Annotated in this window: 22 protein-coding genes; 6 read left to right on the forward strand and 16 right to left on the reverse strand. The window is 74.0% G+C overall.

Going from position 1 to position 25,227, the window contains the following annotated elements:
* Nucleotides 1–80 precede the first annotated feature (80 nt).
* The 3 genes from ACIPSC_RS02565 to ACIPSC_RS02575 all read left to right on the forward strand — a co-directional run bounded on the left by ACIPSC_RS02565 (nucleotide 81) and on the right by ACIPSC_RS02575 (nucleotide 5,237).
* A complete protein-coding gene (locus tag ACIPSC_RS02565; protein WP_400822385.1) occupies nucleotides 81–2,147 on the forward strand; it encodes a prolyl oligopeptidase family serine peptidase in 2,067 nt (688 codons plus the stop codon).
* A gap of 86 nt (nucleotides 2,148–2,233) precedes the next feature.
* Entirely contained in the window at nucleotides 2,234–2,611 is a 378-nt protein-coding gene (locus ACIPSC_RS02570; protein ID WP_400822386.1) for a YrdB family protein, read from the forward strand.
* A gap of 253 nt (nucleotides 2,612–2,864) precedes the next feature.
* Nucleotides 2,865–5,237 carry an immune inhibitor A domain-containing protein gene (locus ACIPSC_RS02575; RefSeq protein WP_400822387.1) on the forward strand — a complete coding sequence of 791 codons (2,373 nt, stop codon included), beginning with the start codon at nucleotides 2,865–2,867 and terminating at the stop codon, nucleotides 5,235–5,237.
* A gap of 120 nt (nucleotides 5,238–5,357) precedes the next feature.
* On the opposite strand, the gene ACIPSC_RS02580 is transcribed toward ACIPSC_RS02575, so the two are convergent.
* The 8 genes from ACIPSC_RS02580 to ACIPSC_RS02615 all read right to left on the reverse strand — a co-directional run bounded on the left by ACIPSC_RS02580 (nucleotide 5,358) and on the right by ACIPSC_RS02615 (nucleotide 14,189).
* A complete protein-coding gene (locus ACIPSC_RS02580) occupies nucleotides 5,358–5,924 on the reverse strand; it encodes an MFS transporter (RefSeq protein WP_400822388.1) in 567 nt (188 codons plus the stop codon).
* A 229-nt stretch (nucleotides 5,925–6,153) separates the two neighbouring features.
* Nucleotides 6,154–7,182: an ABC transporter ATP-binding protein gene (locus ACIPSC_RS02585; RefSeq protein WP_400822389.1), complete on the reverse strand. Its 1,029-nt coding sequence runs from the start codon at nucleotides 7,180–7,182 to the stop codon at nucleotides 6,154–6,156.
* Entirely contained in the window at nucleotides 7,179–8,177 is a 999-nt protein-coding gene (locus ACIPSC_RS02590; RefSeq protein ID WP_400822390.1) for an ABC transporter ATP-binding protein, read from the reverse strand. The genes ACIPSC_RS02585 and ACIPSC_RS02590 overlap by 4 nt, the downstream gene beginning before the upstream one ends.
* Nucleotides 8,177–9,163, reverse strand: a complete 987-nt coding sequence (locus tag ACIPSC_RS02595; protein WP_400822391.1) for an ABC transporter permease — start codon at nucleotides 9,161–9,163, stop codon at nucleotides 8,177–8,179. Before ACIPSC_RS02595 ends, ACIPSC_RS02590 begins: the two co-directional genes overlap by 1 nt.
* A complete protein-coding gene (locus tag ACIPSC_RS02600) occupies nucleotides 9,160–10,119 on the reverse strand; it encodes an ABC transporter permease (protein ID WP_400822392.1) in 960 nt (319 codons plus the stop codon). The genes ACIPSC_RS02595 and ACIPSC_RS02600 overlap by 4 nt, the downstream gene beginning before the upstream one ends.
* 13 nt (nucleotides 10,120–10,132) lie before the next feature.
* Nucleotides 10,133–11,890 (reverse strand): ABC transporter substrate-binding protein, encoded by a 1,758-nt coding sequence (locus ACIPSC_RS02605; protein ID WP_400822393.1) that lies wholly within the window; start codon nucleotides 11,888–11,890, stop codon nucleotides 10,133–10,135.
* Nucleotides 11,891–12,231: 341 nt separating this feature from the next.
* Nucleotides 12,232–12,879: a response regulator gene (locus tag ACIPSC_RS02610; protein WP_400822395.1), complete on the reverse strand. Its 648-nt coding sequence runs from the start codon at nucleotides 12,877–12,879 to the stop codon at nucleotides 12,232–12,234.
* 29 nt (nucleotides 12,880–12,908) lie between these two features.
* Nucleotides 12,909–14,189 (reverse strand): sensor histidine kinase, encoded by a 1,281-nt coding sequence (locus ACIPSC_RS02615; protein ID WP_400822396.1) that lies wholly within the window; start codon nucleotides 14,187–14,189, stop codon nucleotides 12,909–12,911.
* Nucleotides 14,190–14,376: 187 nt separating this feature from the next.
* Here ACIPSC_RS02615 and ACIPSC_RS02620 point away from each other — a divergent pair, with 187 nt between their 5' ends.
* A complete protein-coding gene (locus ACIPSC_RS02620) occupies nucleotides 14,377–15,453 on the forward strand; it encodes an ABC transporter permease (protein ID WP_400822397.1) in 1,077 nt (358 codons plus the stop codon).
* The gene (locus tag ACIPSC_RS02625) at nucleotides 15,450–16,130 is read left to right on the forward strand and encodes an ABC transporter ATP-binding protein (RefSeq protein WP_400822398.1); all 681 of its coding nucleotides are present in this window, start codon (nucleotides 15,450–15,452) and stop codon (nucleotides 16,128–16,130) included. The genes ACIPSC_RS02620 and ACIPSC_RS02625 overlap by 4 nt, the downstream gene beginning before the upstream one ends.
* A 1-nt stretch (nucleotide 16,131) precedes the next feature.
* Here ACIPSC_RS02625 and ACIPSC_RS02630 read toward each other — a convergent pair whose 3' ends face one another.
* The 3 genes from ACIPSC_RS02630 to ACIPSC_RS02640 all read right to left on the reverse strand — a co-directional run bounded on the left by ACIPSC_RS02630 (nucleotide 16,132) and on the right by ACIPSC_RS02640 (nucleotide 18,614).
* Nucleotides 16,132–16,728: a Uma2 family endonuclease gene (locus ACIPSC_RS02630; protein WP_400822399.1), complete on the reverse strand. Its 597-nt coding sequence runs from the start codon at nucleotides 16,726–16,728 to the stop codon at nucleotides 16,132–16,134.
* A gap of 120 nt (nucleotides 16,729–16,848) precedes the next feature.
* Entirely contained in the window at nucleotides 16,849–17,556 is a 708-nt protein-coding gene (locus ACIPSC_RS02635; protein WP_400822400.1) for a GntR family transcriptional regulator, read from the reverse strand.
* A 185-nt stretch (nucleotides 17,557–17,741) separates the two neighbouring features.
* Nucleotides 17,742–18,614 carry an NAD(P)-dependent oxidoreductase gene (locus ACIPSC_RS02640; RefSeq protein ID WP_400822500.1) on the reverse strand — a complete coding sequence of 291 codons (873 nt, stop codon included), beginning with the start codon at nucleotides 18,612–18,614 and terminating at the stop codon, nucleotides 17,742–17,744.
* A gap of 123 nt (nucleotides 18,615–18,737) precedes the next feature.
* On the opposite strand from ACIPSC_RS02640, the gene ACIPSC_RS02645 reads away from it, so the two are divergent.
* On the forward strand, nucleotides 18,738–19,316 hold the full coding sequence (locus tag ACIPSC_RS02645; protein WP_400822401.1) for a TetR/AcrR family transcriptional regulator: 579 nt from the start codon (nucleotides 18,738–18,740) through the stop codon (nucleotides 19,314–19,316).
* Between the two features lie 430 nt (nucleotides 19,317–19,746).
* Here the strand turns inward: ACIPSC_RS02645 and ACIPSC_RS02650 are convergent, their stop codons facing one another.
* From ACIPSC_RS02650 to ACIPSC_RS02670, 5 genes are all read right to left on the reverse strand, one after another.
* Nucleotides 19,747–20,781 carry an ornithine cyclodeaminase family protein gene (locus ACIPSC_RS02650; protein WP_400822402.1) on the reverse strand — a complete coding sequence of 345 codons (1,035 nt, stop codon included), beginning with the start codon at nucleotides 20,779–20,781 and terminating at the stop codon, nucleotides 19,747–19,749.
* On the reverse strand, nucleotides 20,778–21,806 hold the full coding sequence (locus tag ACIPSC_RS02655) for a proline racemase family protein (protein ID WP_400822404.1): 1,029 nt from the start codon (nucleotides 21,804–21,806) through the stop codon (nucleotides 20,778–20,780). Before ACIPSC_RS02655 ends, ACIPSC_RS02650 begins: the two co-directional genes overlap by 4 nt.
* On the reverse strand, nucleotides 21,806–23,170 hold the full coding sequence (locus tag ACIPSC_RS02660; RefSeq protein WP_400822405.1) for an aldehyde dehydrogenase family protein: 1,365 nt from the start codon (nucleotides 23,168–23,170) through the stop codon (nucleotides 21,806–21,808). Before ACIPSC_RS02660 ends, ACIPSC_RS02655 begins: the two co-directional genes overlap by 1 nt.
* 44 nt (nucleotides 23,171–23,214) lie before the next feature.
* Entirely contained in the window at nucleotides 23,215–24,219 is a 1,005-nt protein-coding gene (locus ACIPSC_RS02665) for a proline racemase family protein (protein WP_400822406.1), read from the reverse strand.
* Between the two features lie 88 nt (nucleotides 24,220–24,307).
* Nucleotides 24,308–25,171, reverse strand: coding sequence for a dihydrodipicolinate synthase family protein (locus tag ACIPSC_RS02670; RefSeq protein WP_400822502.1), 864 nt, complete (start codon nucleotides 25,169–25,171; stop codon nucleotides 24,308–24,310).
* Nucleotides 25,172–25,227 lie beyond the last annotated feature (56 nt).

Below are 25,227 nucleotides of genomic sequence, written 5' to 3' on the forward strand. Positions count from 1 at the left end.
GGTCAATCCTCAAGGTGATGTGTGACATTTCACATGTCCCACTACTGGTCCGGTCATGGTCTCACCGGGAACATCGGGCCGTGACCATCACCGACCCCTTCCTGTCCCTCAGCGCCCGTACGGGCCGCTTCGGCTTCGGAGCCCCGCGCGCGATCACCCTCGGCGAGGACGGTACCCGGCTGCTGCTGCTCCGCTCCACCGGCGCGGAGGACCCGGTCGACCGCCTCCTCCTGGTCGACACGGCCACCGGCGAGGAGCGTCTGGTCGCCGACCCGGCGGCGCTCGCCCCCGGCCGCACCGGCGACCCGGCGGCGCTGCCCGCCGTCGAGCGCCGGCTGCGCGAGCGGATCCGGCTCACCGCCGCCGGCATCGGCTCCTTCGCGGCCACCGGCGACCTCGCGGTCGCCGTGTTCGCCCTCGACGGCCGGCTCTTCCGCGCCGACACCGCCACCGGCAGCTGCACCGAACTCCCCGTCGCCGGGCCCGCCTTCGACCCCCGCCCGGCCCCGGCCGGCGACCGGGTCGCCTACGTCGCCGACGACGCCCTGTACGTCACTCCCGACCGGACGCCGCTCAGCCCCGCCGACGGCGCCCGCTGGGGCGTGGCCGAGTTCGCCGCCGCCGAGGAGCTGGGCCGCTCCCGCGGGCACTGGTGGCGGCCGGACGGCGGCGCACTGCTGGCCGCCCGGGTGGACGAATCCGCACTGCCCCTGCGGCACTTCGCCGACCCCGCCCGCCCCGGCGAGGAGCCCGAGTCCTTCGCCTACCCGCTGGCCGGCGGGCCCAACGCCGACGTCCAGCTCTGGGTGCTCGGCCTGGACGGCGGCAAGGTCCGACTGCGCTGGGACGAAGCCGAGTTCCCCTACGTCTGCGCCGCCGAGTGGTCCGGCCCGGACGAGCTGCTGCTCACCGTCGCCGACCGGCTGCAGCAGCGCATCCTGCTGCTCTCGGCCGACCCGGCCACCGGCGCGACCGCCGAACTCTCCCGCACCACCGACGACTTCTGGGTGGACGACCTGCCCGGCACGCCCGCCCGGCTGGCGGACGGCCGGCTGCTCACCGTCCACGACACCCCGGACGCGCGCGGCCTGGCCCTCGACGGGAAGCCGCTGGACACCGCCGGCCTGCAGATCCGCCGGGTCGTGGGGCGGCTGGACGGCCGGCTGCTCTGCGAGACCGGCGAGGGCGACCCGGTCGACCAGCACGTCCACCTGGTCGACCCGGACGGCGGCCCGCCCGAGCGGCTGAGCCCCGGGCCCGGCTTCCACAGCGCGCTCGCCGCCGGCGGGACGCTGCTGCTCACCTCCGCCGGCCCCGACGGCGTCCGCCGCCGGATCACCGGCCCGCACGGCGAGGCCGAGTTGACCGACCTCGCGGCCCAACTGCCGTTCACGGTCCGGCCGCAGTTCGCCCGGGTCACCGAACTCGCCCTGCCCACCGCCGTGGTGTACCCGCGCGACCACGTGGCCGGCCGGCGCCTGCCGGTGCTGCTGGACGTCTACGGCGGGCCCGGCTACCAGGCGGTCGCCGCCGAGCCGCGCCGCTGGCAGCTCCGCCAGTGGTGGGCCGACCAGGGCTTCGCCGTGGTCACCACCGACAACCGGGGCACCCCGTTCGTCTCCCCCGAGTTCACCCGGGCGATCTTCCGGCGGTTCTCCCAGGTCGCGCTGGACGACCAGGTGGCCGCGCTGCACGCGCTCGCCGCGGCCCACCCCGACCTCGACCTCGGCCGGGTCGGCGTCCGCGGCTGGTCGTACGGCGGCTACTTCGCCGCCCTGGCCGTGCTGCGCCGCCCGGACGTCTTCCACGCCGCCTGCGCCGGCGCGCCGCCCACCGACTTCCGCCACTACGACACCGCGTACACCGAGCGCTACCTCGGCCTGCCCCAGGAGAACCCGGAGGGCTACGCGGCGGACTGCCTGGTGGACGACGCGCCCGGACTGACCCGCCCGCTGCTGCTGGTCCACGGCCTGGCCGACGACAACGTGCACCCCTCGCACACCCTGCTGCTCTCCCAGGCGCTCACCCGGGCCGGCCGGCCGCACAGCGTCCTGCCACTGCCCGGCGTCACCCACATGACGCCGGGGGGCGTCCAGGAGCAGGTCGCCACGGCCGAACTCGCCTTCCTCCGGGGCGCCCTGGGCTGAACCGTTGAGTTCGCGGCCGCCTGCTGCGACACTCCCGCCGTGATCGCCGCCCGCCCGGGCGGCGACCCGACGGGGAGGACGCGAGGATGAAGATCGCCAGACCGGGACCGGTCGCCCGGCGCCACTGGACACCGCTGACCGCCGTGAACGGCGGGGTCGCCTTCGCCCTGGAGCTGGGGTTGCTGGCCGCGCTCTGCTACTGGGGCTTCAAGGCCGGTTCCGGGCCGCTCACCCGGGTGCTGCTCGGCATCGGCGCGCCGGCCGCGGCGGCCACCACCTGGGGGCTGTTCCTGGCCGCGGGCGGGCCGACCGTCCGGCTGCCGCTGGCCGCGGAGATCGCGCTCAAGCTGGCGGTCTTCGCGGTCGGCGCACTGGCCCTGAACGCCGCGGGCCGCTCCACCCTGGCGCTGGTGTTCGGCGCCGTGGCCCTGGTCAGCGTCGCGGTCGAGTACACCGCGGGCTGACCGACCGCCAACCCGAGGGCGCCGCACGGACCGTGCGGCGCCCTTTCGGCTGCCCGGGAGACCGGAAGGCCGGCCGGGAAGGCGCAGGAAGGCCTGCCGGACGGCTTCCGGCCGGGCCCGTGACGGCCTGCCACAGCCCCCGCTGCACGACCCTTCCGCGTGAACCATGACATGTGAAATATTACCTGCGCTCCCCCCGACCCGTCGGTCGTCCCTCCGCACCATCACCCACCGTCCGGAAAGGACCGGTCAGTTGCGCAGACTGTCCGCGGCACTCGCGGCCGCGCTCACCACGAGCGCGATAGCGGCCACCCTCCTCGGCACCCCCGCCCAGGCCGCTCCCCCCTCCCCCGTCACCGTGTCGAGCATCGCCGCCCAGGCGGCCGAGGAGGGCGGCGCCGAAGCCCCGCCCGGCCCGCTCGCCCCCCAGGAGCGCGAGCGCCAGTCGCTCCGCACCAAGGCCCTCGAACAGCTCAACAAGGGCGCCGTGGCCAAGACCGCCGACAAGCGGGCGCCCGGCAAGGTGAAGATCGGCAACGACTACGTCCAGCTCGCGCAGCAGCGCAAGGACAAGGTCTTCGTCATCCTCGCCCAGTTCGGCGACGAGGTGGACAACACCACGCTGTACAACGGCCAGCCCCGCTACGGCGGTACGCCCGGCCCGCGGCACGACACCATCCCCAAGCCCGGCAAGAGCGACAACCACACGCTGTGGAGCGCCGACTTCGACCGCGGCTACTACCAGCAGATGTTCTTCGACGACACCCCCGGCACGATCTCGCTGCGCAACTACTACCGCACCCAGTCCTCCGGGCGGTACGACCTCGACGGCACCGTCAGCGACTGGGTCACCGTGCCGTACAACGAGGCGCGGTACGGCAGCAACAAGGGCCCGCAGGGCTCCGGCGCCTGGACGCAGGCCCAGGAGTTCGTCCGGGACGCCGTCAAGGCCTGGTACGACGGCGAGATCGCCAAGGGCCGCACGGCCGCCGACGTCAAGGCCGAGCTGGCCCAGTACGACGTCTACGACCGCTACGACCACGACAAGGACGGCGAGTTCGACCGGCCCGACGGCTACCTCGACAACGTGGTCGTGGTGCACGCCGGCGTCGACGAGACCTGGGGCGGCGGCGCCCAGGGCGCCGACGCGCTGTGGGCGCACCGCAGTTGGACCTTCCCGGACCCGACCGGCGCGACCGGCCCGGAGGGCAACCGGATCGGCGGCGCACCGGTCGGCGACACCGGCCTGTACGTCTACGACTACGTGCAGGCCGGCGAGAACAGCGGAGTCGGCCTGTTCGCCCACGAGTTCGGCCACAACCTCGGCCTGCCCGACCTCTACAGCACCACCGGCGGCGACAACAGCGTCAACTTCTGGTCGCTGATGTCCTCCGGTTCGTACCTGGGCAAGGGCAAGAACACCACCGGCGGCTACCCCGGCGACCTCGACGCCTGGAGCAAGCTGCAGTTCGGCTGGCTCAACTACGACGAGGCGCAGGCCGCCACCCGCTCCAGCCACGCCCTCGGCGTCAGCGGCTACAACACCGACCAGGCCCAGGCCGTGCTGGTGCACCTGCCCGACGGCACCACCACCACCGAGCTCGCCGACCCCTACCAGGGCGGCCGGCACTGGTGGAGCGACACCGGCGACAACCTGGACAACTCCCTGGCCCGCACGGTCGACCTGCGCACGGTCACCGGCCCGGTCACGCTGACCGCCGCCGCCTGGTACGACATCGAGCAGGACTACGACTTCCTGACCGTCGAGGCCTCCACCGACGAGGGCAGGACCTGGAAGGCGCTCCCCGGCACCGTCGACGGCGCGCCGATCGGCAACACCACCGCCAACGTGCCCGGCCTGAGCGGCACTTCGGGCGCCTACCGGCAGCTGTCGATCCCGCTGGACGGCTACGCCGGGCAGCAGGTCCGGGTGCGCTTCCACGTCACCTCGGACGGCAACACCCACGGCCGGGGCGTCCTGGTCGACGCCGTCCGGATCGCCGCCGGCGGCACCGAGCTGTTCACCGACGGCGCCGAGGACGGCGCCAACGGCTGGACCGCGACCGGCTTCACGGTCGTCACCGGCCGCAACGCGGTCAAGCAGCATCCGCGCGCCTACCTGGTGGAGAACCGCCGGTACGCCGGCTACGGCGCCTTCCTGAAGACCGGCCCGTACAACTTCGGCTACACCGGCGTCGACGGCAAGAAGGACATCGTCGACAACTACCCGTACCAGGAGGGCGTGCTGGTCTGGCTCTGGGACACCGGCTACGGCGACAACAACACCAAGGACCACCCGGGCGGCGGCCTGATCCTGCCGATCGACGCGCACCCGGCGCCGATCCGGTTCGCCGACGGCTCGCTGGTCAACGGCCGCGCGCAGACCTTCGACGCGGTCTTCTCGCTGAAGCCCACCACGGCCTTCACCCTGCACAAGGGCGGTGTCCCGGTCCGGATCGGCAGCGAGCCGGCCGTCCCGGCCTTCAACGACCGCACCGGCGTCTACAGCGACCCGGCCACCCCGCAGCTCGGCGTGAAGGTGCCGGACACCAACACGAAGATCGAGGTGGTCCGCGAGACCCAGGGCGGACGGATCACCACCGTCCGCGTCGGCCCGGCCTCCTGAGGCCGCCCCCCGAACTGGCCGTCCCGGCCCCCGCCGCAACGCGGGCCGGGACGGCCGTCGTGCTCTCCGAAGTGGTGCCGCCCTCCGCCTCGTCCCGGCCGCTGCGCATCGCGGCCACGCTCAGGTGCGGGAAGGCCGCGCCGGTCCGACCAGGGTGCCGACGCCCCACATCGCGGAGACCAGGCCGGCCGCCCGGGTCCAGAGCCGCTCCGGCAGCGCGCCGCGGATCACGGCGTAGCCGAGCCCGGCGACCAGGCCGGCGCCGAGGCCATGGACGACCCGCACGACCGGCAGCGCCGCCATCGAGGTGGCGGCCGCGGTGCAGGCGGCGCCGAGGGCGAACACCGTGAACCCGGCCAGGTAGGCCCGCGAGGCACCCAGCCGGGCGAGCAGCCGGCTGACCGGCATCGAGGCGATCACCGCGGCCATCAGGAACCCGGTGGCGACCCAGGCGTAGTACGGGGCGCCGCCGATGTCGGCCACGATCGAGGGCAGCAGGGCCGCCGTGAAGTAGAGGTTCATCGCGTACAGCGCGACGCCGCCGGCGAGAATCGACACCGCGGCGGCGTACCGGCGCGAGAACGGTTCGCGCCGGCCGCCGGCGGGCTCCGGCGGGCGCGCCCCGGAACGGCGGACGCCGGGCTTCGTACGGGTGGACGGGGCTGCTGCGGGTGAAGTCTCGGTCACACCCCGACACGCTGAAACTTACAGCGAACTTGACGTCAAGCGGCTGCGGACCGACGTCCGGGGCCCCCGGGCGGAACACGTGGAACCCGGTCGGGCGCGGCCCTCAAGAGGCTCCCCGCCGCGCCCGACCGGGGGTCGGAGCGGGAGCCGCCGCAGGGGCGGCCCCCGGTGTGGAGCCGTACCGCCCGACGTGGGGGATGCGAGCGGTACGGCGGTCGGTGGTCCGGGGTCAGGTCGCGTCCTGGGCGGCCTCGGGGAAGTGGCAGGCCGCCTCCCGGGCCCCGGGCCCGGTGATCCGCAGCAGCGGCCGCTCCGTCCGGCAGAGCTCCTGCGCCTTCGGGCAGCGCGGGTGGAAGGTGCAGCCGGACGGCGGGTTGGCCGGGCTCGGCGGGTCGCCGAGCAGCACGATCCGCTCGCGGGCCCGCTCGGCCGCCGGGTCCGGCAGCGGCACGGCGGAGAGCAGCGCCCGGGTGTACGGGTGGGCCGGGTTGCCGTACACCTCCTCCTTGGCGCCGATCTCGACGATCCGGCCGAGGTACATCACCGCGACCCGGTCGCAGACCCGCTTGACCACCGAGAGGTCGTGCGCGATGAACACGTACGCCAGGCCCAGCTCCTGCTGCAGCCGCTCCATCAGGTTGACCACCTGGGCCTGGATGGAGACGTCCAGCGCGGAGACCGGCTCGTCGGCGATCACCAGCCGGGGCGAGGTGGCCAGCGAGCGGGCGATGCCGATGCGCTGCGCCTGGCCGCCGGAGAACTCGTGCGGGTAGCGGTCGATGTGCTCGGGGATCAGCCCGACGAGCTCCATCAGCTCGGCGGCCCGCTTGCGCGCGTCGGCCGCGCCCGCCCCCTGGATCAGCAGCGGCTCGGAGATGATCCGGGCCACCGTCTGGCGGGGGTTCAGCGAGGAGTACGGGTCCTGGAAGACCATCTGCAGGTGCCGGCGGTGCGGCCGCAGCTCGGCCTGCGAGAGGCCGCCGATCTCCGTGCCGTCGAAGGTGACGGTGCCCGAGGTCGGGTCGAGCAGCCGGACGATCATCCGCCCGGTGGTGGACTTGCCGCAGCCGGACTCGCCGACCAGGCCGAGCGTCTCGCCCTTGCCGACGTCGAAGCTCACGCCGTCCACCGCGCGGATCGGCGCACCGGCCCGGCCGGCGCGGCCGCGCTTGCCGGGGAAGGTCTTGACCAGGTCCCGGACGGAGAGCAGCGGTTCGGCCCGGGCCGGACGGGCGGCCGGAGGCGTGGGGGCGGTCATGAACGGGCTCCTTGCGGCACCAGCGGCAGGTGGCAGGCGGCCTGGTGGCCGGGGGCGAGCGGGCCGAGCACCGGGCGCTCGGACAGGCAGCGGGCGTGGTCCTCGGCACTGGCGGCGGTGGTGCGGGCGCAGCGCGGGGCGAAGGAGCAGCCGGGGGCGGGGGCGATCAGCGACGGCGGGCTGCCCGGAATGGCGCGCAGCGGGGCGTCGTCGGTGTCGTCGAGGCGGGGCAGCGAGTCCAGCAGCCCGCGGGTGTACGGGTGCGCGGGGGCGCCGAACAGCCGGTCGACGGGGGCCTGCTCGGCCGCCCGGCCGCCGTACATCACCAGCACCTCGTGGGCGACCCGGGCGACCACGCCGAGGTCGTGGGTGATCATGACGACGCCGAGGCCGCGCTCCTGCTGGATGCGGGCGATCAGGTCCAGGATCTGGGCCTGGACGGTGACGTCGAGGGCGGTGGTGGGCTCGTCGGCGATCAGCAGGTCGGGCTCGCAGGCGAGCGCCATGGCGATCATGACGCGCTGCCGCATGCCGCCGGAGAACTGGTGCGGGTACTCGTCGACGCGGCGGGCGGGTTCGGGGATGCCGACCTCGCCGAGCATCTGGATCGCGCGCTCGCGCCCGGCCTTGCGGGAGGCCTTGAAGTGCACCCGGTAGTGCTCGGCGATCTGCTCCCCGACGGTGTAGAAGGGGTGCAGGCTGGAGAGCGGGTCCTGGAAGATCATGGCGATCCGCCGGCCGCGGACGGTGCCGAGCTCGCGCTCGCCGAGCCCGACGAGCTCCTGCCCGGCCAGCCGGATCGAGCCGGTGACGGCGGCGCCGCGGTGCAGGCCCATGACGGCCAGCGACGTGACGGACTTCCCGCTGCCGGACTCGCCGACCAGGCCGAGGGTCTGCCCGGCCTCGACGGCGAAGGAGATGCCGTCGACGGCCCGGACGGTACCGCGCGGGGTGTCGAACGCGACCCTGAGGTCGTCGACCTCCAGCAGTGCCATCAGTACCTCACTCTCGGGTCGACCACCGCGTAGAGCAGGTCGACCAGCAGGTTCGCCACGACGATGAAGAAGGCCGCGAGCAGGGTGACGCCGAGGATGACGGGCTGGTCGGAGCGGAGCAGCCCGTCGTAGAAGAGCCGGCCGACGCCGGGCAGGCCGAAGATGGACTCGGTGATGACCGCGCCCGCCAGCAGGCCGCCGAGGTCGATGCCGAAGATGGTGAGGATGGGCGTCATACCGGAGCGCAGCCCGTGCTTGACCGTGACGGTGCGGCCGGGCAGGCCCTTGGCGCGCGCGGTGCGGACGTACGGCTCGGCCATCGTCTCGATCATCGAGTTGCGGCTCTGCCGGGCGTACTGGGCCGCGTACAGCAGGGCCAGCGCGATCCAGGGCAGCAACAGGTTGGACGCCCAGCCGAACGGGTCGTCGGTGAACTTGTGGTACGCCGGGTAGGGCAGCCAGCCCAGCGTCCGCACCACGCCCCAGATCAGCATGATCGAGGTGAAGTAGACCGGCAGCGAGGCGGTGCCGACCGAGAGCACCATCAGCGCCTTGTCGGTCAGGCTGCCCTTGCGCAGCGCCGAGGCGACGCCGGCGCCGATGCCGAGGACCAGCCAGAGCACGGCCGCGCCGAGGGCGAGCGAGACGGAGACCGGCAGGCGGTCCACGAGCAGGTCCCAGACCGGCATCGAGTACTCGTAGGAGAAGCCGAGGCAGGGGAAGCCGCAGTGGGTGGCGCTGGGCCCGGAGCCGTAGTCGCGGCCGGCGACGATGCCGGCCAGGTAGGCGCCGAACTGTTCCCAGACCGGCTTGTCCAGGCCCATCGCCGCCTTGACGTCGGCGAGCCGTTCGGGGCTGCAGGTCTTGCCGCAGGCCGCCCCGGCCGGGTCGTTCGGCAGCAGGTAGAAGATGGTGAAGGTGATGGCGCAGATGGCCAGCAGGATGCCCAGCACCCCGAGCAGCCGGCGGCCGAGGTAGAGGATCACGACCGGCCTCCCCGCGGGTCGAGGATGTCGCGCAGCGCGTCGCCGAGCAGGGTGAAGGCGAGCACGGCGATGAACAGGAAGACCGTCGGGATGAGGAAGTACGTCGGGTCGACCTCGTAGTGGACGATGCTCTCGGCGATCATCTGCCCCCACGAGGCCGTGGGCGGGCGGACGCCGACGCCGAGGTAGGAGAGCGCCGCCTCGGTCGCGATCATGCCGGGGATGAGCAGCGTGGTGTAGGCGATGATCGGGCCGGAGACGTTCGGCAGGATCTCCCGGGTGAGGATCCGCCAGGACCGGGCACCTCCCACCTTGGCGGCCTCGACGTACTCGCGGTGCTTGAGCGAGAGCGCCTGGCCGCGGACCACCCGGGCGATGCCGGGCCAGCCGAACAGGCCGATCACCGAGGTCATCAGCAGGATCCGGTTGACGTCCTTGGCCACCGACATCATCGCGATCATGAAGATCAGCGAGGGGAAGGACATCGTGAGGTCCATCAGCCGGGACAGCACGCTGTCGACGCGGCCGCCGAAGTAGCCGGCCGCGATGCCGGCCAGGGTGCCGACGACGACGACCATCGCGGTGGCGGCGAAGGCGATCAGCAGCGACACCTGGCCGCCGTGCAGCACCCGGGCGAACAGGTCGCGTCCGGTGATGGGTTCGACGCCCAGCCAGTGCCGGGCCCCGATGCCGCCGAAGTCGCCCCGGGGCAGGCCGCCCAGGTACGGGTCGATGGCCCGCTTGTCGAACTCCTCGGGGGACCAGCCGCCGAGTGCGCTCAGCGGGCCGGCCAGGGCGGCCGCGAGGATCAGCACGGCCACGGTGATCAGGCCGAACCGGGCGGAGCCCCTGGCCCACAGCTGGTCCCAGACCAGCCGCCAGGGCCCGCGTCCGGCGGCCTTCGCGGGGCCCGCCGCCGTGGTGTCCACGGCGACGGGCTCAGTCGTTGTACTCATGACGGACGGTTCCTCAGCCCTGGCTCTTCGCGGGGTCCTTGAGGCCGACCACGGCCATGTCGATCATGCCGGCGTAGCCGGAGTTGCCGAACGCGCCGGCCACGTTGGTGCCGGTCAGCAGCGGGCGGCGCTGCCACATCAGCGGGATGGCCGGGGCCTTCTTCAGCAGGTCCTCGTCCAGCTGCTGCCAGGCCTTGTTCGCCTCGTTGATGTCCGTCATCGCGGCGATCTGGTCCATCCGGTCCATCGTCGCCTGGTCGCGGAACTGGCTGTAGTTGCCCTGGTTCCCCTTCTCCTTGATGGTCCGTCCGTCGAAGAGGAACGGGAGGAAGGTGGCACCGGACGGGTAGTCCGGGCACCAGCCGTTGATGACCAGGTCGGGGGCGTTCTTGGTGTCGCCGACGGTGTCGGCGAAGGCGGAGGCGTCGACGGTGTTGACCGTGACCTGGACGCCGGACTTGGCCAGCGACTGCTGGATCGCCTCGGCGCGGGTCTTGTCGCCGAGCGAGACGGTGAGCGAGACCTTGAGGTCGGACTTCCCGGCCGCCTTGAGCAGGTCCTTGGCCTTCGCCGGGTCACCGGTGGCCGGGATCTTCAGCGGGTCGGCCTTGGCGCCGCCGGTCAGCGACGGCGGCAGGTAGGAGGTGGCGACGTCGGCCATCGCCGGCCCGCCGAAGGCGGTGACCTGGGCCTCGCGGTCGACGGCCCACATCATCGCCTCGCGCACCTTCGGGTCGTCGAAGGGGGCCTTGGCGGTGTTCAGGTACAGCATGTCGGTGCAGCCGGTGCGCTCGGCCGCCATGCGGGCCTTGACGTCCGGCTTGGGCAGCACCTTGGAGACGGACTCGTGCTGCATCCAGGGCATCTCGATGGCCGAGGCGTCGACACCGCTGCTGGCGATGATCCGGTCGTCGGCCTGGCCGCCCTTGAGGCCCTGGGTCACCACGATCTTGTCCGGGTAGGCCTTGCGGACCGGGTCGGTCGCGGCGTCCCAGTTGGTGTTCCGGACCAGCACCAGCTGCTTGCCGCGGTCGTAGGTCTCGATCTTGTACGGGCCCGAGGAGAAGACCTGGGAGTCGTACTGGGTGCCCTTCTCGCGGGACTGCGGCACCGGCGAGAAGGTCGGCAGCGTGACGGTGTAGGAGAACTCGGCGACCGGGCGCTTCAGGTGGAAGACGATGGTCTTGTCGTCCGGGGTCTCGATGGAGGCCAGGTGCTCGCCGTTGAGCGGGCCCTTGTAGTTCTCGCCGCCGGCCAGGTACTGGATCGCGTAGTCGGGGCCGCCGGTGAGGTCCGGCGAGAAGGAGCGCTCGACGTTGTACTTGACGTCGGCGGCCTTGATCGGCGTGCCGTCCTCGTACTTCAGCCCGTCCTTGAGCGTGAAGGTCCAGACCTTGCCGCCATCGGAGGACTTGCCGAGGTCGGTCGCGAGGTCCGGGACGATCTCGCTGCCCGCCGGGCCCGGCTCGGCCTTGAAGGTGGTCAGGGTGCGGTAGAGCAGCCGGGTGCCGAAGTCCATGTGCGGCACCACCCAGTTGCGGGCCGGGTCGAGGTGGGCGAAGTCCTGGTTGGTCAGGACGGTCAGGGTGCCGCCCTTGACCGGCGTGCCGCCGATGATCGTGCCGCTGTCGGCGCCCGGACCCTTGGTGGAGGTCGCCACGCTGCTGTCGGCGCTGTCGTCCTTGTCCTTGTCCTTCGCGCAGGCCCCGAGGCCGAGGGTGAGTGTCGCTGCGATGGCCGCCGCGAGGGCGGCCTGGGTGCGCCTGGTCATGTGCAACTCCGCAGTGGGGGGCCCGAAGTGAGGGCCGAGGTCCCGCCCCGGGGCTGGTCCGGGGCCCGGCCGGGAGGCGACCTCAGGGGGTCTGGCGCTCCGCGGTGTGACCCGTAACATAGTAATGTGAAATTGCACTGCACAAGAGGTGACGCGACCCGTTACCGAGCTGTGTCCGTGCGAACCCCGCCCGAACCGCCGGATTCCTCCGCCGACGTGACCCCCCGTCGGCCCCACCGGGCCGCCCCGCACGCGACGGCGAAGAACCACACAACGCGGGGCCGGACGGGGCCGCGGAGGGGCCGCGCGGGGCCGGACGGGAAGGCCCTCAGCCCCCGCCGTCAGCCACCGCGGCGGATCAGCCCCCGGCCGCGGGCCTCCCGCACCGCCGCCGTACGCGAGTCCACCCCCAACTTGGCGTAGATGTGCACCAGATGGGACTTCACGGTGGCCTGGCTGAGGTGCAGCCGCTGGCTGATCTGCTGGTTGGTGAGCCCGTCCGCGACCAGCCCCAGCACCTCGGTCTCGCGCGCGCTCAGCGCCGCCGCCGGCGTGCGCATCCGCTCCAGCAGCCGGTCCGCCACGGTGGCTGCGAGGGCCGTGCGGCCCGCCGCCGCCGAGCGGACGGCCCGGGCCAGCTCCTCGGGCGGCGCGTCCTTCAGCAGGTACCCGGTGGCGCCGGCCTCCAGCGCGGGCAGGGTGTCCGCGTCGGTGTCGTAGGTGGTGACGATCAGCACCCGCGGTGCGCCCGGCCGGGCGGTGATGGCCGCGGTGGCCTGTGCGCCGTTCATCGCCGATCCCGGCCCGAACTGCAGGTCCATCAGCACCACGTCGACCTCGGCCTCCGCCACCAGCTCCACCGCCCTCTCGGCGGTCGCGGCCTCGGCAACGATCGCGAAGTCCCGCTCGCTCTCCAGGACGGCGCGCAGCCCGGCCCGGACCACCGGGTGGTCGTCGGCCAGCAGCAGGCGGATCACTCGCTCACTCACGTGCATCCCCGTTCACGGGCGCTCCTTGCTCACGGACGTTCCTCGGCCCCGGACACCGCCCGGTCCCGGACGCCGCCCGCCCGTTGCTCCTCGCCCGACCGCTGCTCGTCCGCCGGGGCGACCGGCAGCAGGACGGCGAGCGCCGTCCCCTCGCCGGGCGCGGACTCCACGGTGAAGGTACCGCCCAGCGCCCGGGCCCTGGCCCGCATCGACGGCAGCCCGAAGCCGCCGTCGCCGCCCGCCGTCCCGGCGGCCGCGGCCACCGCCGCCGGGTCGAACCCCGCCCCGTCGTCGAACACGTCCAGCGCCACCTCGCCCTCCATGTAGCTGAGCGTGACCTCGGCATGCGAGGCCTCGGCGTGCCGGACGGCGTTGCCGAGCGCCGACTGCGCGATCCGCAGCAGTGCCACCTCCTGCGGCACCGGCAGCCCGACCGGGTCGCCGGAGACGTGCAGCCGCACCGGCAGGCCGCTGTGCGCCGTGGTGGTGGCGCACAGCCGCTGCAGCGCCACCGGCAGCGAGTCGCTCTCCAGGTCGGGCGGCGTGAGCGCGCGGACGAACCGCCGGGCCTCGGCGAGGTTGTCCTGGGCGGCCTGCCGGGCCTGCTCGACGTAGTCCGCGGCGGCCTCGGTCCGCTCCGGCAGGGCGCGCTGGGCGGCCCGCAGCAGCAGTTGGATGCTGGAGAGGCTCTGCGCGAGGGTGTCGTGGATCTCCCGGGCCAGGCGCTCGCGCTCGGCGAGGACGCCGGCGGTGTGGTGCGCGGCGGCGAGGTCGGCGCGGGCGGCCGTCAGCTCGTCGATGAGCCGGCGCCGCTCCTCGCTCTCCCGGTAGAGCGCCTGGTAGCCGAGCACGGTGGCGGTGGCGACGGCCGCGCCGAGCGCGGGCCCGATGGCCGCGGCGACGCTGACGGTGTGCTGGTGCCAGGAGTACGCGACGATCGCCGCGACGGCGGTCAGGGCGACGGCGGCCAATCCGGCCCGGCGCCCGAGCAGGTGCAGCTCCAGGAAGTACAGCGGGAAGGCCAGCCAGACGCCGTCCGGGGTGGCGATCAGCACGCCCACCCAGGTGGCGCCGAGCAGCGCCAGCCAGAGCGCGGCCGCCCGGGGCGACCGCCGCACGGCGCCGACCAGCGGGCCCGCGGCGTAGACGGCGGCCATCGCGGTGGCGGCGGCGGTCACGGCGGCGAGGTCGCCGCCCCGGCCGACGGCGGCCCGGGCGACGGCGAGCGCGAGCAGGCCCGCCACCAGCAGGTGCAGGCAGACCTGGAGCACGCGGGCGACGGCAGTGGTACGGGATCGTTCGGTCGCCATCCCTCCAGCCTAGGGTCCGGGCCGCGCCCCGGGCATCAATCAAAAGGTTGAACTCCGCTTCTCCCCTTCGATGCCCGGGATCCAATCCCCCGGGCGATGCCCGGCCGGCCCCCGTTCGGCGACCGTGGTGAGCGTCGGGGCGAAGGCCCGACGCTCGGAGCGGGAACGGAAAGGGAGAGGGCTCACCGTGTTCGTCGCCTGGAGGGACCTGGGGTTCGCCAAGGGGCGGTTCGCCCTGATGGGGACCGTCATCGTGCTGATCACCGTGCTGGTCGGCCTGCTGTCCGGCCTGACGGCCGGGCTGGGCCGGCAGAACATCTCGGCGATCACCGGGCTGCCCGCCGACCACCTGGTCTTCTCGAAGCCCGCCGACGGCCAGCAGCTCTCGTTCACCGACTCGCAGGTCACGCCCGAGCAGTGGCAGGCCTGGGCGCAGGTCCCGGGGGTGTCGGCCGCGCAGCCGCTCGGGATCACCACCACCAAGGCGGCCGCCGGGCAGCGCACCGCGGCGCTCTCCGCCTTCGGAGTGCCGGACGGCTCCGGGCTCGCCCCGAAGGGCGCACCCGTCGCCCCCGGCCGGGCGGTGCTCTCGGCGACCGCCGCCGAGCACCTGGGCGGCCTGCAGCCCGGCGCGTCGTTCACCGTCGGCGGGCACCCGCTCCAGGTCGCGGCCGTGGCGGACGACGCCTGGTACAGCCACACCCCGGTCGTCTGGACCAGCCTCGCCGACTGGCAGCGGTTCGCCCCGGGCGGCACCGGCCACGCGACCGTGATCGCGCTGACCGGCGCCTCCGGCGCGGACCTCGGCGCCGCCGACGCCCGGCTGGGCACCGAGACCCGGACGAGCAAGGACGCGCTCGCCGCGATCGGCTCCTACACCTCGGAGAACGGCTCGCTGCAGCTGATGCGCGGCTTCCTCTTCGCCATCTCGGCGCTCGTCATCGGCGCCTTCTTCACCGTCTGGACGATCCAGCGCAGCGGCGACATCGCCGTCCTGAAGGCGCTCGGCGCCTCCACCCGCTACCTGCTGCGGGACGCCCTCGGCCAGGCCGTGCTGCTGCTGGTGCTGGGCACCGCCCTCGGCACCGCGATCGCCGTCGGCGCCGGCGCCGTGATCGGCTCCGCGGTGCCGTTCGTCCTCGACGCCCCGACCGTCCTCCTCCCGGCCGCCGTGATGATCGCGCTCGGCGCGGTCGGCGCCGCCCTGTCCATCCGGCGGATCACCGCCGTCGACCCGCTGACCGCCCTGGGGAGCGCCCGATGACGCTGGAACTCGACCGCATCACCCTCACCTACCCGGACGGCGACGGCCGGCTGACCGCCCTGGACGAGGTCTCGCTGAACGTCCCGAAGGGCTCGATCACCGCGGTGGTCGGCCCGTCCGGCTCCGGCAAGTCCAGCCTGCTGGCGGTCGCCGCGACCCTGATCGCCCCGGACTCCGGCCGGGTCGTGGTGGACGGCGTCGACACCGCCGGCCTCGGCCGTGCCGAACTGACCGCCCTGCGGCGGCACCGGATCGGCATCGTGTTCCAGCAGGCCAACCTGCTGCCCTCGCTGACCGCCGCCGAGCAGCTCCAGGTGATGGCCCACCTGGACGGCCGCTCCCCGCGGACCGCCCTCCCCCGGGCCCTGGAGCTGCTGGACGCCGTCGGCCTGCGCGACCGGGCCGGCCGCCGGCCGCACCAGCTCTCCGGCGGTCAGCGCCAGCGCGTCAACATCGCCCGGGCGCTGATGAACGACCCCACCGTGCTCCTGGTCGACGAACCCACCAGCGCCCTGGACCACGAACGCGGCGCCGCCGTCCTGGAGCTCATCACCGAGCTCACCCACCGGCGTGCCACCGCGACCGTCCTGGTCACCCACGACCGCACCCACCTGACCGCGGTCGACCAGGTGGCCGAGGTCCACGACGGAAGACTGACGGTCCCGACGCCGGCCTGAGCTACTTCTTCACCGCGAGCACGTCGTCCACCGAGAGCGTCACCGCCGCCCCGATCGACTCGGGCAGGGCGAAGGACTGCCCCGGATGGTGGACGGCGTGCAAGCGGTACTCACCGTCCTTGGGGTCGGTCAGCACCATGACACGTCGATTCGTCCGGTCCACGATCACGTAGATCGGAACGCCGGCGGACGCGTAGGCGAACGGCTTCTTCTTCAGATCGTCGCTGAGGTTGGAGGACGTCACCTCAAGGACGAGGCGGAAGATCGCAGGGTCGTAGGCGCCGTGCTCCATCACCCTGTCGTCGCTGTCCGCATCGGTGACCGCCAGATCGGGCACCGCATAGTCGAACGGACCTTCAGGCAGACGGATGCTGATGTTCTGCCACACCTCGGTCTCGCCGTCGTCGAGCCCAGCCTCGATGAACAGGCGGTCGAACCTCTTCACCGATCGGGCGTGGGACATGTTCGGGGTGGGCGTCACGGTGATCTGGCCCCCGATGATCTCGACCCGGTAGCCCGGTAGCTGGTTGGAGATCAGCTCAGCGGCTTCGGGCAGCGTCAGCTGCTCCATGGGCTCTTCCACTGCTGCGGCGGACACGGAATTCCTCCTTGCTGCCGATGTCGAGAGCATCATCGTAGGACGCAGGCGCCGCCCGACGCGTGATCCTGAGCCTTCACCTGAACGAGTGGTTTAGGGCCGCCCTTGCGGATCAGCCCCCTACCGGGAGCGGAGGCGGAGCGACGGGCGCTCCTCCTCGGCCTCCTGGTCGGCGGCCCAGAGGGAGCGGACGTGGCCGAGGTGGCGGGACATGCAGGCCTCGGCGGCCTCCGCGTCGCCGCGGACCATCAGGTCCAGCAGCTCCAGGTGCTCCTCGGCGGAGGAGACCAGCTCGCCGCGCTGGTCCAGGCGGTTCAGGCCGTACAGGCGGGAGCGCTTGCGCAGGTCACCGACCACCTCGACCAGGCGGGCGTTGCCGGCCAGGCCGAGCAGGTCGAGGTGGAACTGGCGGTCGGCCTCCAGGTAACCGATCAGGTCGTGCTTGCGGGCGGCCGCGACGATCGCCTCGGCCTGCGGGCGCAGCGCCTCCAGCTGCTCGGCCGTGGCGGTGCGGGCAACCTGGCCGACGGTGGGGACCTCGATCAGCGCGCGGATCTCGGTGAAGTCGTCGAGGTCGCGCTCGGTCAGCTCGGTGACCCGGAAGCCCTTGTTGCGGACGGCCTCGACCAGGCCCTCGCGGGCGAGGTCGAGCATGGCCTCCCGGACGGGGGTGGCGGAGACGCCGAAGTCGGCCGCGAGAGCGGGGGCGGAGTAGACCACACCGGGCCGCAGCTCACCGGAGATCAGGGCCGCGCGGAGCGCGTGGGCGACCTGGTCGCGCAGCCGCTCCTGGACGGAGATCAGGGTGCGGGGTTTCAGGTCGGCCATGGTGTTCCTCCGGAGGTTTGCAGGACACCAGCGTACAATGTCACGTTACGTTGAGTGTGCAACATTCCGTGATCCGGACGATCCGTCAACCGTCACAGGGGCCCCGTCGGAGCCCATGCTCGCAGGGGCCGCCGGCGGTGGCAACGGCCGGCGGCGCCCGCGTTCCCGAGATCCCGCCGATCCCCCTAGCGGGTCTTCCGGAACAGCCCCACCAGGCTCGTCGCACTGGAGTCGCCGTGCCCGGCGACCACGGCGCGGCCGAACGCGTCGGCCAGCAGCGCCGGCAGCGAGGCGTCCACCCCGGAGGCCTCCACCGTGTGCCGGACGTGCTCGACACTGGCCAGCCCCATGGCGACCCGGTCGACGTCGCCCTCGTGGAAGCCGGCCGCGATCCGCGGCGCGTAGAACGCCAGGAAGCCGGGCATCGAGGCGGCCGTGGAGCTTGCGTACGGCAGGAACTCCTCCGCCGAGATGCCGTTGGCCTCGGCCACCGCGGTGGCGTGCAGGTAGCCGACCAGCGAGGTCCAGAAGAGGTCCATCTGGATCTGGTAGTACAGCTGGGCCAGCCCCGGGTCGTCGCCGCGGTAGTCGGCACCGGTCAGCACCTCCAGCGTCTCGCGGTGGCGCCGGAACGTCTCGACCGGACCGCTGTAGAAGGTGGACGACTCCGGCTTGCCGATGCCCGAGGGCGGCACCTGCACCCCGCCCGTGAGGTGAACGGCACCCAGCCCGGCCAGCCGGCGGGCGGCCTCCCGGGCCCGCTCCGGGGTGTCCGAGCTCAGGTTGACGACGACCCTCCCCGCGAGCGCGGCCCCGGCGGCGTCGAGGACGGCGAACACCGCGTCGTAGTCGGTGAGGCTGAGCACGACCAGCTCGTTGGCGGCGACGGCGGCCGCGGCACTGGGCGCGAGCACCGCGCCGCGGGCGACCAGGTCGTCGGCGCGGGCTGCGGTGCGGTTCCAGACCGTGACGGCGTGGCCGGCGTCCAGATAGGCGCCGGCCATCGCCCGGCCCATCGGGCCGAGTCCGATCACGGTGACGGGCTGCTTGGCGGGCATGACGACAGAAGACACGGGGATCCCCCTCCGCTAGAACGAACGCTCTATCCAGAAGCACGCTAGCACGAGTTCTGGAACGAACGCTCTATTCAATGTGCGGGCAGGAAGCCCTAGACTCACCGGGTGAAGACGACGACCACCGGCACCCGTGAGCGGATCGTCCGGGCCACCTCCCGGCTGCTGCAGCGCCAGGGGTACGAGGGCACCGGGATCAAGCAGATCTCGCGCGAGGCGGAAGCCACGCTCGGCTCCGTCTACCACTTCTTCCCGGGCGGCAAGCAGGAGTTGGCCGCCGAGGCGATCCGCCACGGCGACCAGGAGTTCGCCGAGCTGCTCCGCGCGGGGCTGGGCGCGGCGGACGACCCGGCCGAGGCGATCACCGCCTGCACCCGGCTCCTCGCCGAGGCGCTGCGCGCCTCCGACTGGCAGGACGGCTGCCCGATCACCAGCACCGCCCTGGAGACGGTGGGCCGCGCGCCCGTCATCGAGCAGGCCGTCGGCGAGGCCTTCACGCACTGGCGCGCCATCGTCGAGGACCGGCTGCGGACCTCCGGGCTGAGCGCGAAGGACTCCCGCGAGCTGGCCGTCACCGTGGTCAACACCCTGGAGGGCGCGGAACTCACCGCGCAGATCACCCGCAGCGAGGAACCACTCCACCTCGCCGGCAAGCACCTGGCCCGCCTGATCGCCGGCTACCGCTGAGGTCCGGCTACCGCTGAAGGGCCCACGCCCCCATGAGGTGGCCCCTCGGCCCGGAAACGCCGAAGCGGCCGGCGTGGCAGGGGATCCCTTCCCACCACGCCGGCCGCAGCTACGGCCCCGCACGCACGTCGGCGCCCCGGGGCCCGTGCCTCGACGGCCGGGCGACCGCGGCCAGGCCCACACCAGGGCCGCGGCCGCCCCGCCGCCTTTCCAACAGCCGGGTCCGGTGGCGTACCCACCGCCACCGGACCCGGCCCGTCGCGGCCCACCTGCCGCGACCGCCCCGCCGCGGCCCACCTACCCGCGGCCGGGAGCATTCCGGCGCCCGGGGCCCACGGCACCGGATCCGTCCGGTACCGAAGCGCCCCGCGCCGCGATCCGCCCGGCGCCGGGAGCCACCCGACGCCGGAGGTCCAGCCCGGAGCCGGGCTCAGGCAAGACCGCGGCGGTGCGTCTCGGCCGCCACCGCGAGGTCCTCCCAGGCCATGCCGACGCTCTTGAAGAAGCGCGGCCGGTCGGTCGGCACCGGCGCCTCGCCGCGCACCAGCTCGGCCAGGTTCCAGAGCTCGTGGCCCTCCCCCACGCCGGCCATCAGCAGGTCACCCGCCTCCCGCAGCGCCGGCTCCCGCGCCTCGACGTACAGCGCGGCGCGGCCGACCAGCGCCGCGTCCACCTCCCGCGCGTCCGGCTCGTGCGAGCCGACCGCCGCCACGGCGGCGCGGTCGGGCACCAGCGCGCCGTCGAACAGCGGGGTGCGGGCGGTGGTGCAGCAGACCACGAGGTCGGCCTCGGCCACCGCGGCCGGCCCGCCCACCACGGCCTCCAGCCCGCAGGCCCGGGCGTACTCGGCCAGCGCCGCGGCGGGCACCGCGCTCCGGGCCACCACGGTGACCCGGGTCAGCGGCCGGACGGCCAGCAGCGCGTCCAGGTGCCCGTACGCCTGCGGGCCGGCCCCGAACAGCACCAGGTGCGCGGCGTCCGGCGCGGCCAGCCGGCGCATGGCGACGGCGGTCACGGCGGGCGTGCGCAGCGCGGTGAGCGCGGCGCCGTCGAGCAGCGTGAGCGGCTGCAGGGTCGGCCCGTCCAGCAGCAGGTAGCTGCCGGTGATCCGGGGCAGGCCGGCGGCGGGGTTCGCCGGGGCCACGCCGGCGATCTTCACACCGACGTGGTCGGCCGAGGCGGCCGGCATCAGCAGCAGTTCCCCGGCCGGTACCGGCATCGCCGAGCGGGCCGGTCCGGCCTCCGGGTCCAGCCCGTCCAGCAGCACCCGCTCGATCGCGTCCGCGGCCTCCTCCGGGGTCAGTCCGGCGGCGCCCGGCGCGGCGTGCTGGAGCGGCTCAGCGGCCGCGCCGGGCAGTGTGGGGGCTCCGGCGGCCGGGCCGGCCACGGCGTCCGAGGTCACGGCGCCCACCGCCACGGTGTCCGCGGCGGCCGCCTCCGCCGTCGCCACATCCGCCGCGGTCACAGCAGGAACCCCGTTCCCAGCGTGTCGTCCGGGTCCAGCACGAAGCCGTGCTCGCCGGTGCGGTGGGCGGTGCCGGTCACCTCGGTGACCACCCCGCCGGCGAGCGGGTCGCCCCCGGGCAGCACCCGGCCGGTGAAGACCGTGCCGACCACCGACTCGTGCCGCAGCTCCTCGCCCGGCGCGATCCGCCCCTCGGCGGCGAGCACGGCGAGCCGGGCCGAAGTACCCGAACCGCAGGGCGAGCGGTCGATCTGGCCGTCCGCGAAGACGGTGACGTTGCGCTGGTTCGGCGCGCCGTCGGCGGAGGGCAGCTCGTCGTACAGGATGACGCCGTAGACGCCGGAGAGCAGCGGGTCCTGCGGGTGCCGGACGGCCGGCGAGTCCTCCAGCGCGGCGCGGATCTCCCGGCCGGCGGCGGTGAGCTCGGCCAGCCGGCCGGGCTCGACGGACAGACCGAGCGCCGCCGCGGGCACCGAGGCGTAGCAGGCGCCGGCGTGCGCGACGGCGACCTCGACGGTGCCGCGCGAGGTCTCCACCGGCAGCTTGAGCGCGCTGACGACGGTCGGCACGTTGCGGAAGGTCACCCCGGTGGTGCGGCCGGCGGCCCGGTGCACCAGCGCGGTCACCCGCCCGGAGGGGACGTCGATCCGCACGCCGGCGACGCCGTCGTCCGGGGCCGCGACGACACCCGAGTCCACCGCCCACGCGCCGAGTGCGATGGTGCCGTGGCCGCAGGCGGTCGAGTAGCCGTCCTTGTGCCAGAACAGCACGCCGAGGTGCGCCTCGTCGTCGTCCGGGGGCACCAGGAACCCGCCGTACATCCCGGCGTGCCCGCGCGGCTCGCGGGTGAGCAGCTGCCGCACCCGGTCCAGCGCGCTCGGCCGGGGCGCGGTCGCGCTGCCGCCGGCGCCGATCGCGATCGCCCGGCGCTCGGCGACGGTGTCGCCGGGGATCGCCGGCGTGCCGTCGAGGACGATCCGGAACGGCTCCCCCGCGGTGTGGTAGTCCACGGTCCGGACCTGCATCAGGCACCTCCGGCCGGGAGCAGGGTGACGGTACGGCTCTGGGTGTAGAAGTCCAGGGCGGCCGGGCCCTGCTCGCGCTCGCCGTGGCTGGCGCCCTTGGCGCCGCCGAAGGGCAGGTGGAAGTCGACGCCGCTGGAGGGCGCGTTGACCCGGATCATGCCCGCGTCCAGCCGGTCGGCGGCGACGAGCGCCGCGTCGAGGTCCCGGGTGTGGATCGAGGCGGAGAGGGTGTACGGGGTGTCGTTGGCGAGCGCGACGGCCTCGTCCAGGTCGGCGGCGGCGTGCAGCACGGCGACCGGGCCGAAGAACTCCTCGCGCCGCAGCGGGTGGTCGTCCGGGACGCCGGCGACCAGGGTCGGGTCGAGGTACCAGCCGGCCCGGTCCGGCGTGCCGCCGCCGGTCAGCACCTCCGCGCCGGCCTCCTGGGCCGAGGCGACCGCCGCGGTGATCTCGTCCCGGGTGGCGGCGCTGATGACCGGCCCGCAGGCCGTGTCGTCGACCTGCCCGAGGGCCTTGACCAGCGCGGCACGCAGCGGCTCGTAGGCCGCGCCGACGGCGACCACCCGGCTGGTGGCGGTGCACTTCTGTCCGGCGTAGCCGGCGATCGCGGCGGCCAGGTGGGCGGCGGCCTGGTCGATGTCGGCGTCCGGCAGGACGATCGCGGCGTTGAGGCCGCCCAGCTCGGCCTGGACCGGGATGCCGCGCTCGGTGGCCGTGCGCACGACCTGCCGGCCGACCCCGGTGGAGCCGGTGAAGGAGACCACGTCCACGCTGGAGACCAGCTCCCCGCCCTCCGCGCCGCCGCCCGGCAGCACGGTGAACACGTCCTCCGGCAACCCGGCCGCGGCCACCAGCTCGGCCAGCCGCAGCGCGCAGCCGATCGCCTCCGAGGACGGCTTGAGCACCACGGCGTTGCCGACGGCCAGCGCCGGGGCGGCCTTCCAGGTCGGGATCGCCAGCGGGAAGTTCCACGGCGTGATCAGCCCGGCCACCCCGTACGGGCGGCGGCGGGTGAGCAGCAGCCCGGGCCCGCCCGCGGTCTCGTGCACGGCGCCGGACGCCGCGAACGGGGCCTGCGCGTAGTAGCGCCAGATCGCGGCCGTCCGGGCCACCTCGCCGCGCGCCTCGGCGAGCGGCTTGCCGACCTCGCGGACGACCAGGGCGGCCAGCTCGTCCGCGTGCGCCTCGACGGCGTCGGCGATCCGGGTGAGCGCGGCCGAGCGGGCGCCGGCCCCGGAGGCGAGCCACCCGGGCTGCGCGGCCCGGGCGCGGCCCACCGAGGCGCGGACGGCGTCGGCGCCGGGGGCGGGCGCCTCGGCGACGAGGTCCGTGGGGTCGGCGGGGTTGTACGAACGGATCGTCACAGCAGGGCTGCCCTTCGGTGGGTTTGGAACGGGGGTGGTGGGTGTCAGAGCAGGAAGCCGGCCGGGAACGGGTCGGTCGGGTCGAGGAAGTACTGGGCGGTGCCGGTGATCCACGCCCGTCCGGTGACGGTCGGGACGACGGCCGGCCGGCCGGCGACCTCGGTCTCCTCGACCAGGCGGCCGATGAAGGTGGTCCCGATGAAGGAGTCGTTGCGGAAGTCCCGCCCGATCGGGAGCTCGCCGCGCGCGTGCAGCTGGGCCATCCGGGCCGAGGTGCCGGTGCCGCAGGGCGAGCGGTCGAACCAGCCGGGGTGGATGGCCATCGCGTGCCGGGAGTGCTCGGCGGTCGAGCCGGGGGCGAGCAGCTGGACGTGGTGGCAGCTGTGGATGGAGGGGTTCTCGGGGTGCACCGGCCGGTCCGGGCCGGCGTTGATCGCGTCCATCAGGGCCAGGCCGGCGTCGAGGATCTCCTGCTTGCGCTCGCGCTCGAAGGGCAGCCCGAACTCGGCGAGCGGCAGGATGGCGTAGAAGTTGCCGCCGTAGGCGAGGTCGTAGCCGACCGTGCCGTAGCCGGGCACCTCGATCTTGTTCTCCAGCGAGACCGAGTAGGAGGGCACGTTGCGGATGGTCACCGCGGTGGCGGCGCCGTCCTCGACCCGGACGTCGGCGATCACCAGGCCGGCGGGCGTGTCCAGCCGGACGGTGGTGACCGGCTCGACCACCGGCACCATGCCGGTCTCGACCAGCACGGTGGCGACGCCGATCGTGCCGTGGCCGCACATCGGCAGCAGGCCGGACACCTCGATGTAGAGCACGCCGAAGTCGGCGTCCGGGCGGGTCGGCGGCTGCAGGATCGCGCCGCTCATCGCCGCGTGGCCGCGCGGCTCGTACATCAGCAGGGTGCGGAAGTGGTCCAGGTGCTGCTGGAAGTGCACCCGGCGCTCGGCCATGGTGGCGCCCGGGATGACTCCGAACCCGCCGGTCACGACCCGGGTCGGCATGCCCTCGGTGTGCGAGTCGACGGCATGGAACACATGGCGGCTGCGCATGCGGCTACTGCTCCCATCGGGGTGGGTGGGTGGTGGGCCGGGCCGGCTGCCCCCGCAGCCGGCCTTACCTCGGTGGCGTCGGGCGGGACTACGCGAGACCCTCGGCGAGCGCCTTCTCGGTGGCGGCGCGGACGGCCGCCTCGATCTCCGGGGTGAGCGGCAGGCGCGGCGCCCGGGTCGGACCGCCGCGGCGGCCGGCGATGTCCATGGAGAGCTTGATCGCCTGGACGAACTCGGTCTTGGAGTCCCAGCGCAGCAGCGAGTGCAGTGCCTTGTAGAGCGGCAGCGCCGTCTCCAGCTCGTGCGCGACGGCGGCGCGGTAGAGGGCGACGCTCGCCTCGGGCAGCGCGTTCGGGTAGCCGGCGATCCAGCCGACCGCGCCGGCCAGCGCCAGCTCCAGCAGCACGTCGTCGGCGCCGATCAGCAGGTCGAGGCCGGGGGCCAGCTCGGCGATCTCGTAGGCCCGGCGGACGTCGCCGCTGAACTCCTTGACCGCGACGATCGAGCCCTCGCCGTGCAGCTGGGCGAGCAGCGCGGGGACGAGGTCGACCTTGGTGTCGATCGGGTTGTTGTAGGCGACGATCGGCACGCCGGCCTTGGCCACCTCGGCGTAGTGGGCGCGGACGGCGTCGTGGTCGGCGCGGTAGGCGTTCGGCGGCAGCAGCAGGACGGAGCCGGCGCCGGCCTCGGCGGCCTGCTCGGCCCAGCGGCGGGACTCGGCGCTGCCGTAGGCGGCGACGCCGGGCATGACGCGCGAGCCGTCGCCCGCGGCCTCGACCGCGACCTCGACGACCCGGGCGCGCTCCTCGGCGGTGAGGGTCTGGTACTCGCCCAGCGAGCCGTTGGGGACGACGCCGTCGCAGCCCGAGTCGATCAGCCAGCGGACGTGCTCGGCGTAGGCGTCGTAGTCGACGGAGAGGTCGTCGCGCAGCGGGATCGTGGTGGCGACCATGATGCCGCGCCAGGGCCGGGTGGTGTCGTGCGGGGTGTGGGACACAGGTGACTCCT

The sequence above is a fragment of the Kitasatospora sp. NPDC090091 genome (assembly GCF_044747365.1).
GTDB lineage: Bacteria > Actinomycetota > Actinomycetes > Streptomycetales > Streptomycetaceae > Kitasatospora.

Bases quoted from the DNA above. Each gene is read 5' to 3' on its own strand.
- ACIPSC_RS02600 (WP_400822392.1), bottom strand. From the start codon at position 10,119: ATGAGTACAACGACTGAGCCCGTCGCCGTGGACACCACGGCGGCGGGC.
- ACIPSC_RS02590 (WP_400822390.1), bottom strand. From the start codon at position 8,177: ATGGCACTGCTGGAGGTCGACGACCTCAGGGTCGCGTTCGACACCCCG.
- ACIPSC_RS02585 (WP_400822389.1), bottom strand. From the start codon at position 7,182: ATGACCGCCCCCACGCCTCCGGCCGCCCGTCCGGCCCGGGCCGAACCG.
- ACIPSC_RS02570 (WP_400822386.1), top strand. From the start codon at position 2,234: ATGAAGATCGCCAGACCGGGACCGGTCGCCCGGCGCCACTGGACACCG.
- ACIPSC_RS02665 (WP_400822406.1), bottom strand. From the start codon at position 24,219: ATGCGCAGCCGCCATGTGTTCCATGCCGTCGACTCGCACACCGAGGGC.
- ACIPSC_RS02625 (WP_400822398.1), top strand. From the start codon at position 15,450: ATGACGCTGGAACTCGACCGCATCACCCTCACCTACCCGGACGGCGAC.
- ACIPSC_RS02640 (WP_400822500.1), bottom strand. From the start codon at position 18,614: ATGCCCGCCAAGCAGCCCGTCACCGTGATCGGACTCGGCCCGATGGGC.
- ACIPSC_RS02605 (WP_400822393.1), bottom strand. From the start codon at position 11,890: ATGACCAGGCGCACCCAGGCCGCCCTCGCGGCGGCCATCGCAGCGACA.
- ACIPSC_RS02615 (WP_400822396.1), bottom strand. From the start codon at position 14,189: ATGGCGACCGAACGATCCCGTACCACTGCCGTCGCCCGCGTGCTCCAG.
- ACIPSC_RS02670 (WP_400822502.1), bottom strand. From the start codon at position 25,171: ATGGTCGCCACCACGATCCCGCTGCGCGACGACCTCTCCGTCGACTAC.
- ACIPSC_RS02635 (WP_400822400.1), bottom strand. From the start codon at position 17,556: ATGGCCGACCTGAAACCCCGCACCCTGATCTCCGTCCAGGAGCGGCTG.
- ACIPSC_RS02655 (WP_400822404.1), bottom strand. From the start codon at position 21,806: ATGCAGGTCCGGACCGTGGACTACCACACCGCGGGGGAGCCGTTCCGG.